A 17,058-nucleotide genomic window follows, 5' to 3' on the forward strand; every position below is an offset into this window, starting at 1 on the left:
CTGTCCGGTTTCCTGGGACCACTTCATCCGCGGTTTATTCGCCGGGGCGCAAATATCACTATTTGTGGCGATCGCGGCCGCGACGACTTCGGTGATAATCGGCATCATCGCGGGGGCTATAGCGGGGTTTTATGGCGGGATCGTCGACATCATGATCATGAGGATTACCGAGATGTTCCAGATCATGCCGATGTTCGTCCTCGCAGCTCTGATCGTGGCCATGACCGGTGCAGGCTTGACACAGGTCATCCTTGTGATCGCCCTTCTGTCTTGGCCGCAGGTTGCCCACCTTATGCGTGGGGAAGTCCTGCGGGTGCGGCAGATGGAATTCATTCAGGCTGCCTATGTGTTGGGGATACGCGAGCGTTTCATCATTTTGCGTCAGGTCATTCCGAATGCTCTGACCCCGGTGATTGCGCTGACAACCCTTATGATCGGTCAGGCGATCCTTCTTGAGGCTTCCTTGGGCTTCCTTGGGTTGTCCAACCCTGAGCAGATGAGCTGGGGAAAGATGTTAAACAATGGTCAGCGCTTCGTTTCACAGGCGTGGTGGCTGTCCGCTTTTCCCGGAATGGCGATCTTTATGACCGTTCTTGCTTTCAACCTAGCCGGCGATGCCGTCGGGCGGATGTTTGATCCCCGGAGGAGCCGATAATATGAGCGTCGTTATGCAGAAAACTTCTGATCAACCGCATGGGATGGAGGCCAAAGGTCTTCATCAGCCACTCTTTTCCGTCGAGGGGCTGAATACCAGCTTTCTGACTGACGAAGGTTGGAAGCCCGTGGTCAACGATCTTTCCTTCCAGATCGAGAAAGGAAAGACGCTGGCCGTCGTCGGTGGGTCGGGTTCCGGTAAAAGCGTGACCGCAATGTCGATTATGCAATTGTTGAGACCCGAAAAAACAAGGATCGAAGGCAAGATCTCACTTGAAGGGCAGAACCTGCTCGATCTCGACGACCGGGGTATGAGAGCGGTTCGCGGCGACAAGATTGCAATGATCTTTCAGGAGCCGATGACCTCCCTCAATCCAGTCATGTCGGTCGGGCGCCAGATCTCGGAAACTCTACGCCTTCACAAGGGTGTCTCGTCGGATGTCGCCCGCAAGGAAGCGCTGGCGCTACTCGATCGCGTACGGATTCCATCGGCCGCGGCACGGTTTAAGGAATATCCGCACCAGTTCTCAGGCGGGATGCGACAGCGTGTGATGATTGCGATGGCGCTTGCCTGCCGACCGCAGTTGTTGATCGCAGATGAGCCTACAACGGCGCTCGATGTGACGATCCAGGCCCAAATCCTTAACCTGATCCGAGAGTTGCAGGACGAGGAACATATGTCGGTGCTGTTCATCACCCATGACATGGCGGTGGTGGCCGAAATGTCGGACCAGATCATTGTTATGCAGAATGGTCAGGCGGTCGAAAATGGTGAGGCTGAGCGCGTTATCCTGCGGCCGGAACATCCTTACACCAAGCTTTTGCTGGCCGCCGCTCCGCGACTGGGAAGTTTGGAAGACACGCCGGTCAGTCGATCCACAACAGTTCCTGCCGAGGCAAAACCCGTCGTTGAAGTCAAAAATCTGACAACTCGCTTCGAGATCCAGGGCGGACTTCTTGGGAGAACCAAAGGGCGGGTCCATGCGGTGGAGGACGTATCGTTCTCTATCGGCGCCGGTGAAACGCTGGGCCTTGTGGGTGAGTCCGGCTGCGGAAAGTCGACTCTCGGGCGCAGCATTGTACGGCTGGCCCAGCCCGAGAGCGGGACGATCCGCATCCATGGGCAGGATATCATGCGTATGGATCGTGAGCAGCTGCGCGCCTTTCGGCAGGAGGCGCAGTTTGTTTTTCAGGACCCGTTCGCAAGTCTCAATCCCCGCTCGACGGTCGGGCGGTCGATCATTGAACCCATCCTGGCACATGGCGTGTGTCCGAACTCTGGTGCCGCGCTCGAGAAGGCGGGGGAGCTGATGAGACGCGTCGGTTTGTCTGCGGACATGCTCAGCCGGTTCCCGCATGAGTTCTCAGGTGGGCAGCGTCAGCGGATCTGCATTGCTCGTGCCCTGGCTCTCGAACCTAAGTTGATCATTGCGGACGAATCCGTGTCGGCGCTGGATGTCTCGGTGAAGGCACAGGTTGTGGATTTGCTGATGGAGCTTCAGCAGGACCTTGGCATCTCATATCTGTTTATTTCCCACGACATGGCGGTCGTGGAGCGCATCAGTCACCGAGTGGCAGTGATGTACCTCGGTGAAATTGTCGAGATCGGGCCGAGGCAGTCGATTCTGAATAACCCGGCACATGGCTATACGCGCCGTTTGCTCTCGGCGGTTCCTGTGGCGGATCCGTCCCGACGCCACAAGCCTCACAAGGTTTCAGATGATGAGTTGCTGAGTCCTATACGCGAGCTTGATTTCGTGCCACCGGCCCGCGAAATGCGTGAAATCAGCCCTGGGCATTTTGTCCGCGTCAACGACGGTTGGTAAGAAGAAGCAGGCCCGCCCATTGTGGCGGGCCTTTTACATCTGTCTGCAGGGCCCTTTAATGCGTTGCGAGGGTTCGCTCGATCCACTGGGCTGCGGCAAGTAGATGGTCATCCCTGAATCTTTGACCGACGATTTGTAGCCCGAGAGGCAGTCCCGCCGGACCTCTTCCGAAGGGAAGGCTGAGACTGGGTAGGTGCAGCATCGTCCAGAGTTCTTGAAGCCGAGGGTCTCCGGCCCAGTTCAATCCTTCGGGTGCTTCTCCCGGCGTTGTCGGCGTCAAAAGCAGATCTACTCCGGTGAAGAGTTTGGTACTTGCCTGCGCCCGGAATGCCTCGACGGCTTCTCGGGCTGCAAAATAGTTGGATCCGGATATGGTAAAGCCGCGTTCGCAGGTAGCACGAATCTCGGATCCCATAAGATCCCGGGCATCATTCCACTCACCAGCCAGGTCTCGCGCCCGTTCGAACGCGTTGATCGTGGCCCGGTGTTCAGTGATTGTTGCAAATCCGTCGGGCAGGGCAACCTCTTTCACATGAGCCCCAGCCTTTGAAAGCAAGGATGCCGAACGTTCCAGCGCGTCGGCGGCAGACGGCGTCACGGTATCCCAAAGATGGGATCGGAAAAGTCCGATCCTTGGCGGTGTAACCGTCGGGGGCATCACATCGCTATTCATGAGAACGGCGTGCAGGAGCGCGACATCGGCAACTGAGCGGGTGATCGTCCCAACAGTGTCGAAGCTGTGAGCCGCGGGCTTCATGCCTGAAATCGGATAGGCACCGAAACTGGGCTTGAAACCGACGACACCGCAGAAGGCGGCAGGTCTGAGAACAGAACCGCCAGTTTGGGTGCCAAAGGCGAAAGGGACCATGAAGTCGGCTACTGCGGCGGCTGAACCGCTAGATGACCCCCCTGGGGTATGGCGGTTTGAGAGCGGGTTACACGTCTGCGGATGTTGGGTGCCTGCGAATTCCGCTGTTGCCGTCTTGCCCAGCGGTATCGCACCTGCAGCCCTCGCCAATCCAACGCAGCCTGCGTCGTATCGCGGTTTGTTGCCTTTGTAGCTGTCCGATCCCATTTCCGTGGGCAGACCAGTGCAGTCGATGACGTCTTTTACACCAAAGGGCACACCTGCCAGTCGACCTTCAGACGCGCCCGGCCGGATGTTGTCGTGATCAAGGCTGGTCCAGGCTCGAATAACGGGATCGCGTGTCTGAATACGCGCTAGGCAGGCCTCGATGACCTCTGTTGGCGTCAGGGTGCCTTCTCGGACCGCCTGTGAAATCTCCACCATGCTGAGAAAGTTGGGTTCTGTCTTTGTCATTTTGGGCCACGTACTTTCTGAGTTGTTGCAAAAACTGTACTCATTGCCGATAGGTTGACGTTCTTGGCGGACACGGAGCTTCCGAACGCTTTTGGGATGAGGATGTATCGATGACAATTCGGTATGAAGATATTGGCCAGCGGCTTCGGGCGTTTCGCCTTGGTTCCGGCCTGAGCGCCGAGGAGATCGCTTCCCGGATCGGTGTGTCTCGTACGGCGGTCTATCGGCTCGAAAAGGGAGAGGTGGTCAAAATTGAGACACTTCTCAGCTTGGCGCAGCTTTTCGGTGTCTCGCTTCCAACTCTCCTCGGGGTGGAGATGGAATATATCTCGTCTGCGGTTACATATTTTGAACGGCTTCGTCAGTTGGAGGCGCAAGCGGAACGCATCGTCACTCTGGCGGGGCCTATTTCGTTTCTTCTGTCTTCGCCTTCCTTCAAAGCGTCTCTCGGCGAACTGCTGCGAGAAAGCATCTCTTCCGAGGACCCCAAGCGCGATGAGATGCTGCGTAATGTCGAGCGTATCCTGGAGATTCTCGACGAGCGAAAAGCTACTTATGAGGCGAAGGGGCCCGCGGTCGTTGCCCTGATTTCTGCTTTGGATGTCGAACGGCTTCTGCGGGCTGGTTTCGTGGGTCGGCCATTCCTGACGGCCAGCGACATCGAGGCTCGCCAGCGCCGGGCACGTACTGAGATCGAGCACTTTGCGCAGATGGCGGAAAATTCTCCGATGGGCGTACAGATCGGGCTTGTGACCGGCACACTGCCGCATTCGGGTTTTCAATTGATCCGCTCGGGTGAGCGCAAAACACTTGCAATTACGCCCTTCCGGCTGGGTGAGCAGCCGAATATCCGCCGAGGGGTCGCCATGATCACATCGTCCGATGATGCGGTCGCCATGCACGAAAGCATCGTTGATGAACTCTGGCAGGGAGCGCTCAAGGGGCGCGAAGCGGCTAGCTATCTTCGGTTGCAAATGAGCAATAATCCTGACCTGGCCAGCCTGGGCTGACGACCTCTAACGCTCCAATTATCAGACATGTTCCAAAAAAGGAATGATGGGCGTCAGAAAATTTTCTGCCGTTTGGCGAATCTTATCTGGGTTTTCCTATTTCTTGGCGTTTAGAGCGGTTTCCTTGCCGTTTTTCAGCAATCAAGTGCAAAATTTTGCGATCCTTTGGTGAAACCTCAAGAGGTTGGGCTTGCGCGATGGCATTCAGAGTGTATAGAAAATGGAACAGATGCCAAAAATAGTCCATCTTTCGATTGAGTGCGGTCGCAGGGTGGAGATAGCGGGGAACTCAGATGCAGCTAGAAACGACTCTTGGCGCGGATGGCGCCACGGTAGGCGGGAAACGGGATCCGCTTGTCGGGCAGGGCCTTCTTACGCGCCTCACCGTGCCGATGGTCGAGGCATTTCGGTCCTCGGGACATTGGGGCAGTCAGACCATCTACGATTGCGCGTATTCGCACGCATTGCATATGCCAGAGAGCCCCGCGGTTCGGGAGCGAGGGGCCGCGATCAGCTACGGAGATCTGATAGCGGCCGCTGATGGAATGGCAGCGGAACTTGAACGAGTGGGGCTGCGTCCGGGGGACAGGATTGCGGTTTGGATGCCGAGCCGGATTGAGGTGGCCATCCTCCTCTTGGCGGCGTCACGGAATGGCTACGTAATTTGCCCTTCCCTGCACAAAAATCACACGGTTTCAGAGATCGGCGAACTGGTTGCTCGCATGAAGGCACGCGCTGTATTCGTGGAGCGCGACTATGGTGCGGACGCGGTTGGTAAGGACCTTGAGGCAGAATTCGCAGGCCTTGATCACATCAGTCTCTTGAGCGTCCTTGAGCCTGCAACGGGCCCCCGGTCTTGGTCGCATGGCGATGGCGTTGCTGGTGGCCCCGGAGGGGATGCTGACGATATTGTTTATCTCGCTTTCACGTCAGGCACGACAGCGGCACCCAAAGGCGTGATGCACTCAAACAATACATTGCTGGCCAATGCCCGGTCCTTTGCGGCGGATTGGCAAATCAAGCCAGGCTCGGTTGTCTATACGCTTAGCCCGCTCAGCCACAATCTGGGTTTCGGTGCAATGGTCATGTGCATGATGTCCGGAGCAGAGATCGTGGTACATGACCTTCCACGCGGTGCCAGCCTTTTGGATCGCCTGAAGGACACGGAAACGAGTTTCATTTTCGGCGTGCCAGCTCATGGGATGGACCTTCTGGCAGAGATCGAGACACGCAAGGTGGCGCCACCCGCCAAACTGACAGGGTTCAGGATTTCCGGAGCCGCGGCTCCCGCGACATTGGTGTCGAAGCTTATCGAGCACGGTATTACGCCACAAAGTGGTTACGGTATGACCGAAGCCGGTTCGCACCACTACACGCGAATGGATGATGACGCCGATCGTGTCGTGCGCAGCTCGGGCAAGGCATGCGACGGTTATGACGTTGCGATCTTCTCAGTAGACGATCCGGACAAGCCCGTTGAGCCGGGAACCGTGGGCCAGATCGGTGGTCGAGGTGCAAGTCTCATGTTGGGATACTTCGACAATCAGGCCGCCACGGAGGCAGCGTTCAATCGCACTGGTTGGTTCATGACGGGCGACTTGGGTGTACTGGATGCCGACGGGTATCTGCAAATCACGGGTCGCATCAAAGAGATCATTATCCGGGGTGGTCACAACATTCATCCTAACAAAATCGAACATCTTGCGACGTCTTACCCGGCGGTCGAGCGCGCCGCGGCGGTGCCCGTCAAGGATGAGAGGTTGGGCGAAAAGGTTTGCCTCGCGGTTACCGTTATTCCGGGTGGCGAGGTGGAGGCGCAAGCTTTACTTGAGCATCTGGCGAATGGCGGTTTGTCGAAGTTCGATATGCCGGAATATTTCCTGGTTCTCGACGAGTTACCGCACAGTGCGAATGGAAAGCCGTTGAAGCGGGCGCTCACAGCAGCGATCGAGCAGGGCACCTACGTGCCGTCGCCGATCAGGTATCGTGCGAAATGAGCCCGGAATCCGCTCTAAAGCGACTTGGCGACGAGCTGAGCCTGCCGCCCCTCAATCGCTGGCTGGCCGTCGAGCCGGTCTCCGTCGACGGTTCGGAACGCGTTTGCGTGCGTCTGCCATTCCGCCGTGAGTTGAGCTACCACGACGAACTGGAAGTTTTCCACGGGGGAATCGTAGCCTCCCTTGCAGATATTGCGGGATATGCGGCGGTCGCCATCGGCCAAGACGGCGCCTGCCCAACCATGTCTCTTGCAATTGACTACCTGAAACCGGCGATGGGTCCGTCATTGGATGCGGTTGCCATCCTGCGTCGGCGGGGCCGGACGGTATCGCGTGTCGATATCGAAATCCTGTCTGGGAAAGAGCTTGTCGCGATAGCTCGTGGAACATTTCACACTGGAGGTGCCGCATGAAGGCCGTTGTTGTAAGAGAATTTGGACCGATCGGCGCTGCGAAGCTTGAGGACTTTCCATCTCCGGAACCGGGAGCGCGCGAGGTTCTGATTGAAGTTGCGCTCGCGCCTGTGAACTTTGTCGACAGCCTTGTCCTGACCGGGTCCTACCAATTTTTGCCGGAAAGGCCGTTTGTCCCGGGTAAGGGGCCTGTCGGAACCATCTGCAAGGTTGGCGAAAAGGTTGAAAATCTGAAAGTCGGTGACCGCGTCCTTGCGATGGCGGAAAGCGGTGGATACGCAGAATACGCTCTCGCCGGAGAAGAAAACTGCTATCCGCTACCTGACACCCTCTCGTTTGAAGATGCAGCTTCCATTTCGCTTGCCTTTGACACGGCTTGGTTCTCTCTGTTCGAGCGCGGCCGCCTGCGCGAGGGGGAGACCGTACTCGTTCTGGGCGCAACCGGAGCGGTCGGGGATGCCGCGCTGCAACTTGCAAAAGCGCGCGGTGCTCGGGTGCTCGCAGGTGTGTCCTCGATGGACAAGGCTCCTGCGGTAATCGCTGCTGGCGCAGATGCCGCGATTGATCTTTCCGTGACTGATCTGAGAGCTAATCTCAGGGAACAGGTGTACGCGGCCAATGCAGGGCAGGGTGTCGACGTAGTGATCGATATGCTTGGCGGAGACTTCTTCATGGCAGCTCTGCGCTCAATAGCATGGCGTGGCAGAGCGGTTGTGGTTGGCTTTGCTTCGGGGGAAATACCGTCGGTCAAAATAAACTATCTGATGCTGAAGAATATCGAAGTCAGCGGCGTTCAGATAAGCGACTATCGCAAACGCACGCCGGATCTGGTGCAGCAGTGTTACGAGGAGATCTTTGCGCTTTGCGTTGCTGGATTGATTACGCCTCGACCGGTTCAAGCCTTCGGAATTGAAGATTACGGGCGGGCATTGACCTCCTTAATCGAGCGCCGCCTGTCGGGGCGTGCGGTTCTCGATATGCGGGGGCTGGAGAAATGAGTCTGATCGGTATGCACCCGCAGGATAGGTATGACTGGAGCGCCCTGCCTGACCGGCCAGATTTCCAATGGCCCGACGGAAAGCGTCTCGCAGTCTGCATCTGCAACAATATTGAGGTGTTCAGTTATCTGGAGGGCATGGGAAGTGACAGCGCCTCGCTGTCCGCGCCCCAAACCACTCGGAATTATGCATGGAGGGATTATGGGAACCGTGTTGGACAATGGTACCTCTTTGATCTCCTGGATGAGTTCGGTTTGAAGGCTGCCCACAACTTCAACTCATTGCTTTTCCAGCAGTGTCCGGGGATTGCTGAGCGTATTCTGCAGCGTGGAGACGAGTTCGTTGGGCATGGCCGTACAAATTCCGAGCGCCAATTCGACCTGAACGAGGAAGATGAGGCCGCGTTGATCAAGGAGGCAACCAGCCAGTTGACGGAGATGGTTGGCCACGCTCCAGCTGGCTGGCTCAGCCCTTGGCTGATCAATACCCCTGTTACGCTCGATCTCCTGAAGGAGGCAGGATATCGCTACGTTCTCGACTGGCCCGCTGACGATCAGCCGTTCTGGATGAAAACGCGATCAGGCCCGATCTTGTCCGTTCCCTATTCGATCGAGATAAATGACTCGCCGTCGATGATATATCGACAGGAGAGTAGCATGTCGTTTGAGCGCATGATGATCGACCAGTTCGACGAGATGCTCCATCAATCGAAAAAGCGCTCGCTGGTTTATACCATCGTCCTTCATCCGTTCGTGATCGGTCAGCCGTATCGTCTGCGTGCGTTGAGGCGCGCTTTGACGCATATTATGGACCATCGTGATGATATCTGGATCAGCACTCCAGGAGAAGTTGCCACGCATTTTGCGGGCCTGTTTCCTGCTGAGTGAGTGGGGCGGACAAATGCCGCTGCAATCGCTCTCGGAAAAAACAATAGGCGCTCGTCACAATGATTTTCGTGTCAGTCGCCAAGATTTTTTGGAGCGGGGAGGGGATTCGCAAGCTTTGGGCTACGGCGTCTGCGGGTGCTTGAGGTCGAAGCGGTCGGAATTTGCCTGATCTTCTCGGCGGTGAATCCGAACGATGAAAACAAGGTTGCGGAAATTCTGCGAAGAGAGATGCCCGGGGTCGATATCTCGATCAGTCGCCAGGTGAACAACATCGTCCGTGAATATCGCCGGGCTCGCGCGACAGTGATCGATGTCGGGGCGCTTCCGAGGGCGCTAGAGTGCGGACAGGTTGCGCGTACGACGCTCGATGTGACTGAACATGAGTCTTTGCCGATCGGTCACGCATTCTACACGCATCCCTCCATTCAGATTGCGCCGCATATCGCCTGGAAGGGGCGCGGCAGCAATAATCGGCTTCTGGGCATCATCCTGGAAAGCCTGAACGCCTTTGCTCGCGGTGCGCCGCTTCGAAACCAAATCGACCTGTCACGAGGCTATTGATCTCGCATGCGCGCAAGCTTGATGGCGTGGTCGATTTCGTCGGTGAGCTGCAAACTTGGTCACAAAAAGTCGGCATTTGTTTAATTTTTACGCAAACTCAGAGCGGATTGATGGCTTGACGGGCGAGAATTTGCGTTTATAGTAAAGCCATACCCTCGAAGCACGAGGAAGGACCCGCTGGGTCGATCTTCATTAATACTCCCTGAATGTGAGCGCAGAATTTATTTTTTGCGCAGGGTAATATCGTGCGACGGAGCTAATCTTGATTAATCGAGCAACACCTGAAGTTGGTTATCAGCCGCCTGAAAACACCATTGCGCTGGGTTTTCATGCCTACACCGAAAATGACGGATTGGTTTTCCTGAGCGGGGTCGCGCCGTTCCATGGGCCCGAGGCAACTATTGTCGGGGAAGGAGACCTTAAGGCGCAAACTTCCTATGTACTTGAAATTATAGAGAAGCTTCTGATCGAAGCGGGAAGTTCTCCATCGCATATCCTAGACTGGATTGTTTACCTCAAAGATTTTGATGGTACCGGAGAAGTCGCATCCAAATTCATCGAAATCGCGCCGCAGCTTACTGCATTCACGGGCGGAGAATACCCGTGTGCCACTGCGGTCGGCGTGCCGTGTCTTTTCACAAAAGAGCAATATATCGAAATTCAGGTCACAGCCCGAAAAGCTGCGTAACCTGGTTTTCTGCCGTTAATGCCGGAGAATGAATCCGGCTAACGGTTCAATATTCATGCTTTGGAGATGGTAAGATATGACGCAAGAAAACGCCTTTTCTATTCAAAAAATATACAGATATCCGGTGAAGTCCTTCGGGCCGGAGGAAGTATCCTCGGTTGAAGTCACAAGTGGTGGTCTCGTGGGTGATCGTCGCTATGCGATCGAAGATGTATCGACCGGGGATATCTGTACGGCCAAGATGCTACAAAAGTTCGGCTTCATGCTGGATTTCTCGGCGCGCTACCTCGAGGAACCCAAACTGGGCGAGCCACTCCCGCCGATCGAGATCACTTTCCCCGATGGCAAAGTGATGAATAGTACCGATGCTGACCTTAATGCCGCGCTGAGCGAAGTCTTCGGAATCGAAGTTCGCCTTGTCACACAAGTGCAAAGCACGCCAGCAACCGAGGCAATGTGGCGGGTCGTCGAAGGTCATAACTCGACCGAATGGACCGAACAGCGCAAGTTGGGCGAAGTCGACGGACAGGATTGGATCCGTTTCGAACTTGCGGGCGCGGTTCCCGAACAAGAAGGCTTTCAGAGCTTTATGGATCTTTCCCCGATCCACATCTACACGCGTTCGACCCAGAACTATTTCGAAACGCAGGAACCGGACCTTGATTTCGATCCAATGCGGTTTCGTCCCAATATTCTTCTCGATGGACCGGATGTCGGCTTGGTCGAACAGACCTGGTCCGGCAAGTCGATTTCTTTCGACGACGTGAAGATGAAAATGGAATACCCGACCGTCCGTTGCGGGATGCCCTCGCTCGGACAAAAAAGGGTCGGACTTCCGAGGTCGCGCAAGACCCTTCAAACAATTGCACGCCTGAACACGCTCGAAGTCGAGGCACTCGGACCGGGCAAATGGGCCTGTGCCGGTGCCTACGCTTCGATTGAGAAATCAGGAAAGCTGACTGTTGGTGCGGAACTCGTTTTCGCCGACGGAGACGAGTGAAATTTGGCCGAAGCGCGGTGCTCCCGCGCTTCGCGTCCACAACGAAGACTGCCAGGAACAAACAGTATGAACGTCAATGAAGACCAAATTCGTATGGTCGTCCGGTCCCGGGCCACACCTGGCGCGGGTGTAGTGGAGCTCGAGCTTGTGTCCGAAAATGGAGACCTGCTCCCGGCCTGGACACCAGGCGCGCATATTGATGTTCACTGCAACGGCGACATCGTTCGCCAGTATTCGCTCTGCGGGGATCACACCGAGCGGGATTCTTACAGGATCGCTGTCCTTAGAGCTGATCCCGGTAGAGGAGGCTCGGCGTTTGTTCACGATGCGCTCGGTTGTGGTACAAAGCTTTTGATCGGGGCACCTCGTAACAACTTTTCGTTTGTCGCCGGAAAACGCTATCTCTTCATCGCGGGTGGGATCGGGATTACACCTTTGCTGCCGATGATCCGGGAAGCCGTTCGCAATGGTTCTGACTGGGACCTCTGGTATGGCGGGCGCGAACTGGAATCTATGGCTTATGCGGCCGAACTCGAAACCATGTATGGTGAACATGTTCACCTTTGGCCGCAGGATCAGTTCGGGATGCTCCCGCTTGAGACCCTGTTGGAGACGCCTGACCCTGACACAAGGATTTATTGCTGTGGACCGCTACCCATGCTGGCCGCGGCGGAAACGCTGAGTGAAAAATGGGCGCCAGGATCATTCCACATGGAGCGCTTCGAGCCGTTGGATACGTCGGATATGGACAAGCCGCGGGCATTCGAAGTTGAATTGCGACAAAGTGGTTTGCACCTGTTTGTGCCTGCAGACCAATCTCTGCTGCAGGTCTTAACTGAGGCAGGTATCGAAGTTCTCTGTTCTTGCCGTGAAGGCACCTGTGGAACCTGCGAAGTTCCGGTGGTGGACGGTGAAGTCGAGCACAGGGATAGCGTCCTGTTTCCCGACGAGCAGGCGATGAATGATGTAATGATGGCCTGTGTTTCGAGAGCCAAAGGCGAAAAACTCGTCTTGGACCTCTGACGCTTTTACCCCCCTAAATGTAACCCTTCGTGTGACAGGAAGATTATGAAGATAGAAAAGATCTACCGATATCCCGTCAAATCGATGGGAGGAGAAAGCATCGAAACCGCGAGGATAACTCCGACAGGTTTGGCGGGAGATCGACGCTATGCCATTTTCGATGTCGAAAGCGGGAACATTGCGAGTGCGAAGTCTCCGCGAAAATGGAGAAAGTTGCTTCATTGCAGCGCCCGCTATCTGGAAGAACCAGACTTTTCCAATGGTGTGAAGCCGATCGAGATTACATTTCCGGACCAGACAAGGGTGACGAGCGTCGATCCCAAGATTGACGAAAAGCTCTCACGTCTGTTCGAGCGGGAAGTGCGTCTTACAACTGATTACGATGTTCAGCCGAAGAGTGAGCTGATCTGGCGGGTCCTACCTGGCCAAGAGGCGACGGAGTGGACGGAACACCGCAAAGTAAAGGTCGAGGGCACAAATGATGTCGTGCTTTTCGAACTCGGTGGCATGGTGCCGAAGCTGGCTGGTAATGGAAACTTTCAGGACCTGGCCCCTGTCCACATCATGACCACGGCCACCCTGCGTCGGCTCGCTGCCTTGTCTCTTCTCGATAGTTTCGATCACAGACGCTATCGCCCCAACATTCTGATCGACACGGACGAAACCGGGTTTGTTGAACAAAGTTGGCTCAACCGAATGCTGAAGATTGGGGAAACAAGAATGATTGTCTCCATTCCTACACCGCGCTGCGTCATGACGACCCTGTCGCAGGATGGTCTGGAGACTGACCGCAAGACACTTCGCGCGATCATCAAATTCAACACTCTGGAATTGGAACAAATGCCCGGCAGGTGGGCCTGTGCAGGCATCTATGCCAACCCCTGTGGAGATTACGTTCTCTCCAAATCTGATCCAGTGGATATGTCATCCAGTCGCGTTAGTCCTGAAATCGCCAATGCGATGATTGGGAGCTTGGGACAGCAACCCAAGTTCCAGCACCAAGCCGTTCCGTAAACCGGCGCGGCCCCAACCCAACCAAGACCAGCTTGATCAAACCAAGCGTACCCCGGACCGCATCGCGGCCCGAAACGGAAGTTCTTTGTCTTCAACAACCTAACAGGGACCAAAAATGACAACGAAACGAAACTTGAATCGCAGGAGCTTCCTGCAATCCACAGCGGCAGCGTCGCTCTCGCCGATGCTACTCGGATCCGGCCTGATGTTGCCACGTATGGCGTCGGCCCAGGAGCTGGGCGCTGGCATGATCGGCGGCCCGACCGGCTTTGCGGGAGCCGAACGCTTTCAATACGACGGCACCATGTCGGAGGGGCGCGCGATCGAAGGGATCAAAGCACTGCGCTAGGCAGGCAAGGCACCCGAGAAAATCACCATCATGATGCCCGACAACGCGATCGGTCAGCTGCGCACGGGTTTCCCGGAAGGGGCCCCCTCGGCTTTGGATTTGTGGAAGAAAGAGACCGGCATTGAAGTGGAGGTTGTCGGTGCGTCTTCGACCGATATTTTCACCAAGGTGATGCAGGATGTGACCACGGGAGACGGCTCTATCGACGTCTATTCCGGCCCTTGGAACTCGACCGGTGATCTCGTCGCGTCTGGTGGCGCACTGGATTGCACTGATTATGTAACGAAGTACCAACCTGACTGGGGCGACCCGGAACGCGGTGTGAGCACCAAGGAAGTGGAACAGCTCCTCTACACCTATAACGGCAAGTATTATTCATTCGCGCTCGATGGCGACTTCCAGACTTGGTACTATTTGAAGGGCCTTTACGAGAAGCCTGAGGTTCAAGAGGCGTTCCTCAGCGAAGTCGGCTATGAGCTTCGGACACCGGACACCTGGGAACAGGTGGATGCCATCTCCAAATTCTTCACCGGCAAGGACTTTGGATACGGCACGATGTACGGGAACGGCAACCTGATGAGCCCGTTCTGGGGCCTCTCGACGTTCTACATGCGCCTCGCCTCGATGGACGCCCCGAACTATTACTTCTTTGACGAAGATGGCAATCCGCAGATGAACACGGATCTTGCTATTCAGTGCACCGAAGAACACGTCCGTTCGCTCGAATGGTCTCCGCCGGACGCCTTGACCTTCACCTTCGCCGAGAGCTTTGCAGCGATCTGGAATTGCCGCACGCCCCAGTCCGGCACCTACACGGCGGTCGGCAAATTCGGCGACGGCTACAATGCAGATGGGACACCGAAATCCAAGTCGACCGGAATGCTCGGGTGTCACGGACCTGTTGGTCGGGTTGTGGGTGACAAGCTCGTGCGGCGCTCGGCGCTGTATTACTCGATTACGTCCTGGGTATCGAGCAAGAGCGCTAACCCGGAAGCGGCTTATCTTTTCCTCCAGTGGCTCAGCTCGACCCGAATGTTCACGTGGATGGTCTCGAACCCGAGCGGCACATTCGATCCGTTCCAGCAAGCAAACCTGGTGGAGCCCTTCGTGATCGATACCTACTTCCCGTACACGACGGATGCGATCCCGGCCTCGATCGAAACCGGCGTTCCGACGCTGAACTTCGCTGGACAATCGGCCCTTGATACTGCGCTCGACGAAGAGCTTCAGGCGGCACTGACCGGCCAGAAGACGTCGAAGGAAGCGATGGATGCGGTCCAGAGCAAATGGGAGCGGATCATCCGTCGCCAGGAGCGCAACGGTATCCGCGACGCGATCAAGGCAAGTCGGGCATCCTGGCCGACGGTCGTCGAGAACATCTGATACAAATCCCAGCCACCCGGATCACCCCTGACGATCCGGGTGGCAACTTCTGCAGAAGGGACCTGACGTGAAACCCCCGTTCTATACACTTGCGGCGAAATATGCCGTGCTCCTCTTTGCGTCTGCGGTCGTCCTGTACCCCTTGGTCTGGATGACGGCGATGTCGTTTAAACCCTATTCGGAGTGGACGACCGTCGCAGGCGTGCGTTGGTTTCCAACCCAGCCAACCTGGGACAATTATGTGTTCCTGCTTCAGGGGCATGTGGATAGTCTGGCGGTCACCATCGAAAAGACGCTCGCCAAGCCTCTTTTTTCCAGTCTCGTCACCTCGGTCTGCGGCACGCTGATTGCCGTCATTGCCGGGACGCTGTCTTCCTATGCGGTTGCTCGTTTCGGCGTGGCCCAGAAGCTACCTCTCTCTTTGCTGCAGCTCCGTCTTTTCCCGCCGCTTGCCGTGATCATTCCTTTGATGGTCATGTGGTCTTTCATTGGCGCAGTAGACACATGGTGGGGCATCTCGCTGATTTACGGCATCGTCACACTGCCATTCGCCTTCTGGCTCATGAAAACCTTCTTCGAGGAAGTGCCTGTCGAGATCGAGGATGCCGCGCGCGTCGCGGGGTGTTCGTACTGGCGGATATTCTACCGAATCACACTGCCGATCGCGCGTCCCGGTTTGGCGACCTGCACGCTGTTCGTCTTCATCATGAATTGGTCTGACTACCAACTCGCACTGATCCTCACCCAGAAAGATTGGGTCACGCTTCCCGTCTATATGTCCTCGCTCAACACGGCCTTGGACAACCAGATGTACGGCATGAAAGCGGCGCTGGGCGTCATCGCCGCCATTCCGCCGATCGTTCTTGGACTTCTAATCCAGAAACACCTCGTACGTGGTCTTACCTTCGGAGCCTTGAAACAATGACCAATCTCTCAGAGCTGACCGTGGAACAGCCCAACACATCGGACGAAAGTCGCAGCTATTGGCGCCGGGTCGGTAAAGACAAAAAACTCCTCGCGCGGTGGTTTCTGACGCCGACGCTCATCCTCTTGATGTTCATTGTCGTTTTCCCGACGCTGATGCAGATCTACCTCAGCTTTACCTGGTGGACGCCGTTGGAAGGCACGCCCTGGTATATGGCTTACGAGCTGTTCAATTGGGGTGACAATTAAGCCTACATGGCATCTGACCCGCGCGTTTACGGTGCCATTCTTCGGACGCTTTTGATCATCGTCGTCGCTGTGCCAATTCAGTTTGTGTTGGGTATGGCGCTCGCCTATCTCTTCATGAACCGTTTTCCCGGCTACCGCTTTTTCTACTCCCTCATGCTCACGCCGATGATGATCGTGCCTGCTGTGGTTGGGCTCATGTTCTTCCTACTGTTTCAAAGCACCGGTCCCATCAACGAGCATCTGGGGCTACCCGCGAATTTCGCATGGTTGACCCATTCGTCACGGGCTTTGATCGCAATTATCGTTGCTGACACCTGGCAATGGACACCGCTCATGTTTCTGATGCTGCTCGCTGGCATGATGAGTGTTCCACCAGATCAGCTAATGGCGGCAAAGCTGCTTGGTGCGTCGAACTGGCAGAGCTTCAGGACCATCATTCTTCCGCGCATGAAGTCTGTCATCGTCATTGCGCTGGTTCTTCGGGTGGTCGAGAGCTTCAAGATATTCGACCTCGTCAACATCATGACAAATGGAGGGCCCGGGGTTCAGACCGAAACCATCTCCATGCTCTTCTACAAGGTCACCTTCGGTGAATTCGAATGGGCCTACGTGGCATCGATCGGCCTCGTCATCCTAGTTGTGCTCAGTCTGCTCGCATCGCTGGGACTCTCGTTTTTCGCAAAAAAGAAGGCCTGAACCATGTCATCCATCCAGATTTCAAACTGAAGTGGTCCCATCTTTTCGGACAGGTTTGCAGCGTT

The 17,058-nt window shown here is 56.0% G+C and carries 18 protein-coding genes; 17 read left to right on the plus strand and 1 reads right to left on the minus strand.

All coding sequences use genetic code 11. The features are described 5' to 3' along the window. The first annotated feature begins 64 nt into the window (after positions 1-64). Both PXK01_RS14675 and PXK01_RS14680 read left to right on the plus strand, forming a co-directional pair. Positions 65-655, plus strand: coding sequence for an ABC transporter permease (locus PXK01_RS14675; RefSeq protein WP_274860664.1), 591 nt, complete (start codon positions 65-67; stop codon positions 653-655). Between the two features lies 1 nt (position 656). Then, positions 657-2,480, plus strand: coding sequence for an ABC transporter ATP-binding protein (locus tag PXK01_RS14680; RefSeq protein WP_274860665.1), 1,824 nt, complete (start codon positions 657-659; stop codon positions 2,478-2,480). A 55-nt stretch (positions 2,481-2,535) separates the two neighbouring features. Here PXK01_RS14680 and PXK01_RS14685 read toward each other — a convergent pair whose 3' ends face one another. Then, the gene (locus PXK01_RS14685; protein ID WP_274860666.1) at positions 2,536-3,801 is read right to left on the minus strand and encodes an amidase; all 1,266 of its coding nucleotides are present in this window, start codon (positions 3,799-3,801) and stop codon (positions 2,536-2,538) included. A gap of 110 nt (positions 3,802-3,911) precedes the next feature. Here PXK01_RS14685 and PXK01_RS14690 point away from each other — a divergent pair, with 110 nt between their 5' ends. From PXK01_RS14690 to PXK01_RS14760, 15 genes are all read left to right on the plus strand, one after another. Next, entirely contained in the window at positions 3,912-4,811 is a 900-nt protein-coding gene (locus tag PXK01_RS14690; RefSeq protein ID WP_274860667.1) for a helix-turn-helix domain-containing protein, read from the plus strand. Positions 4,812-5,104: 293 nt separating this feature from the next. Next, positions 5,105-6,808, plus strand: coding sequence for a class I adenylate-forming enzyme family protein (locus PXK01_RS14695; protein WP_274860668.1), 1,704 nt, complete (start codon positions 5,105-5,107; stop codon positions 6,806-6,808). Continuing rightward, positions 6,805-7,221, plus strand: coding sequence for a PaaI family thioesterase (locus PXK01_RS14700; RefSeq protein WP_274860669.1), 417 nt, complete (start codon positions 6,805-6,807; stop codon positions 7,219-7,221). The genes PXK01_RS14695 and PXK01_RS14700 overlap by 4 nt, the downstream gene beginning before the upstream one ends. Continuing rightward, positions 7,218-8,219, plus strand: a complete 1,002-nt coding sequence (locus PXK01_RS14705) for an NADPH:quinone oxidoreductase family protein (protein WP_274860670.1) — start codon at positions 7,218-7,220, stop codon at positions 8,217-8,219. Before PXK01_RS14700 ends, PXK01_RS14705 begins: the two co-directional genes overlap by 4 nt. Further along, positions 8,216-9,106, plus strand: a complete 891-nt coding sequence (locus PXK01_RS14710) for a polysaccharide deacetylase family protein (protein WP_274860671.1) — start codon at positions 8,216-8,218, stop codon at positions 9,104-9,106. Before PXK01_RS14705 ends, PXK01_RS14710 begins: the two co-directional genes overlap by 4 nt. Positions 9,107-9,241: 135 nt before the next feature. Further along, positions 9,242-9,667, plus strand: a complete 426-nt coding sequence (locus PXK01_RS14715; protein WP_274860672.1) for an NAD(P)-dependent oxidoreductase — start codon at positions 9,242-9,244, stop codon at positions 9,665-9,667. Between the two features lie 262 nt (positions 9,668-9,929). After that, a complete protein-coding gene (locus tag PXK01_RS14720; RefSeq protein WP_274860673.1) occupies positions 9,930-10,355 on the plus strand; it encodes a RidA family protein in 426 nt (141 codons plus the stop codon). A gap of 76 nt (positions 10,356-10,431) precedes the next feature. Beyond that, the gene (locus PXK01_RS14725; protein WP_274860674.1) at positions 10,432-11,355 is read left to right on the plus strand and encodes an MOSC domain-containing protein; all 924 of its coding nucleotides are present in this window, start codon (positions 10,432-10,434) and stop codon (positions 11,353-11,355) included. Positions 11,356-11,421: 66 nt separating this feature from the next. Then, positions 11,422-12,378, plus strand: coding sequence for a PDR/VanB family oxidoreductase (locus PXK01_RS14730; protein WP_274860676.1), 957 nt, complete (start codon positions 11,422-11,424; stop codon positions 12,376-12,378). Positions 12,379-12,423: 45 nt separating this feature from the next. Beyond that, on the plus strand, positions 12,424-13,392 hold the full coding sequence (locus PXK01_RS14735) for an MOSC domain-containing protein (protein WP_274860677.1): 969 nt from the start codon (positions 12,424-12,426) through the stop codon (positions 13,390-13,392). A 205-nt stretch (positions 13,393-13,597) separates the two neighbouring features. Beyond that, positions 13,598-13,741 carry a hypothetical protein gene (locus PXK01_RS14740; protein ID WP_274860678.1) on the plus strand — a complete coding sequence of 48 codons (144 nt, stop codon included), beginning with the start codon at positions 13,598-13,600 and terminating at the stop codon, positions 13,739-13,741. A gap of 30 nt (positions 13,742-13,771) precedes the next feature. Then, positions 13,772-15,124 carry an ABC transporter substrate-binding protein gene (locus PXK01_RS14745; protein ID WP_274860679.1) on the plus strand — a complete coding sequence of 451 codons (1,353 nt, stop codon included), beginning with the start codon at positions 13,772-13,774 and terminating at the stop codon, positions 15,122-15,124. A 67-nt stretch (positions 15,125-15,191) separates the two neighbouring features. Beyond that, the gene (locus tag PXK01_RS14750; protein ID WP_274860680.1) at positions 15,192-16,049 is read left to right on the plus strand and encodes a carbohydrate ABC transporter permease; all 858 of its coding nucleotides are present in this window, start codon (positions 15,192-15,194) and stop codon (positions 16,047-16,049) included. Next, entirely contained in the window at positions 16,046-16,297 is a 252-nt protein-coding gene (locus PXK01_RS14755) for a hypothetical protein (protein ID WP_274860681.1), read from the plus strand. The genes PXK01_RS14750 and PXK01_RS14755 overlap by 4 nt, the downstream gene beginning before the upstream one ends. A 6-nt stretch (positions 16,298-16,303) precedes the next feature. Next, a complete protein-coding gene (locus PXK01_RS14760; protein ID WP_274860682.1) occupies positions 16,304-16,993 on the plus strand; it encodes a carbohydrate ABC transporter permease in 690 nt (229 codons plus the stop codon). The last annotated feature ends 65 nt before the right edge of the window (positions 16,994-17,058 follow it).

The organism is Phaeobacter sp. PT47_59, assembly GCF_028890025.1.
Lineage (GTDB): Bacteria > Pseudomonadota > Alphaproteobacteria > Rhodobacterales > Rhodobacteraceae > Phycobacter.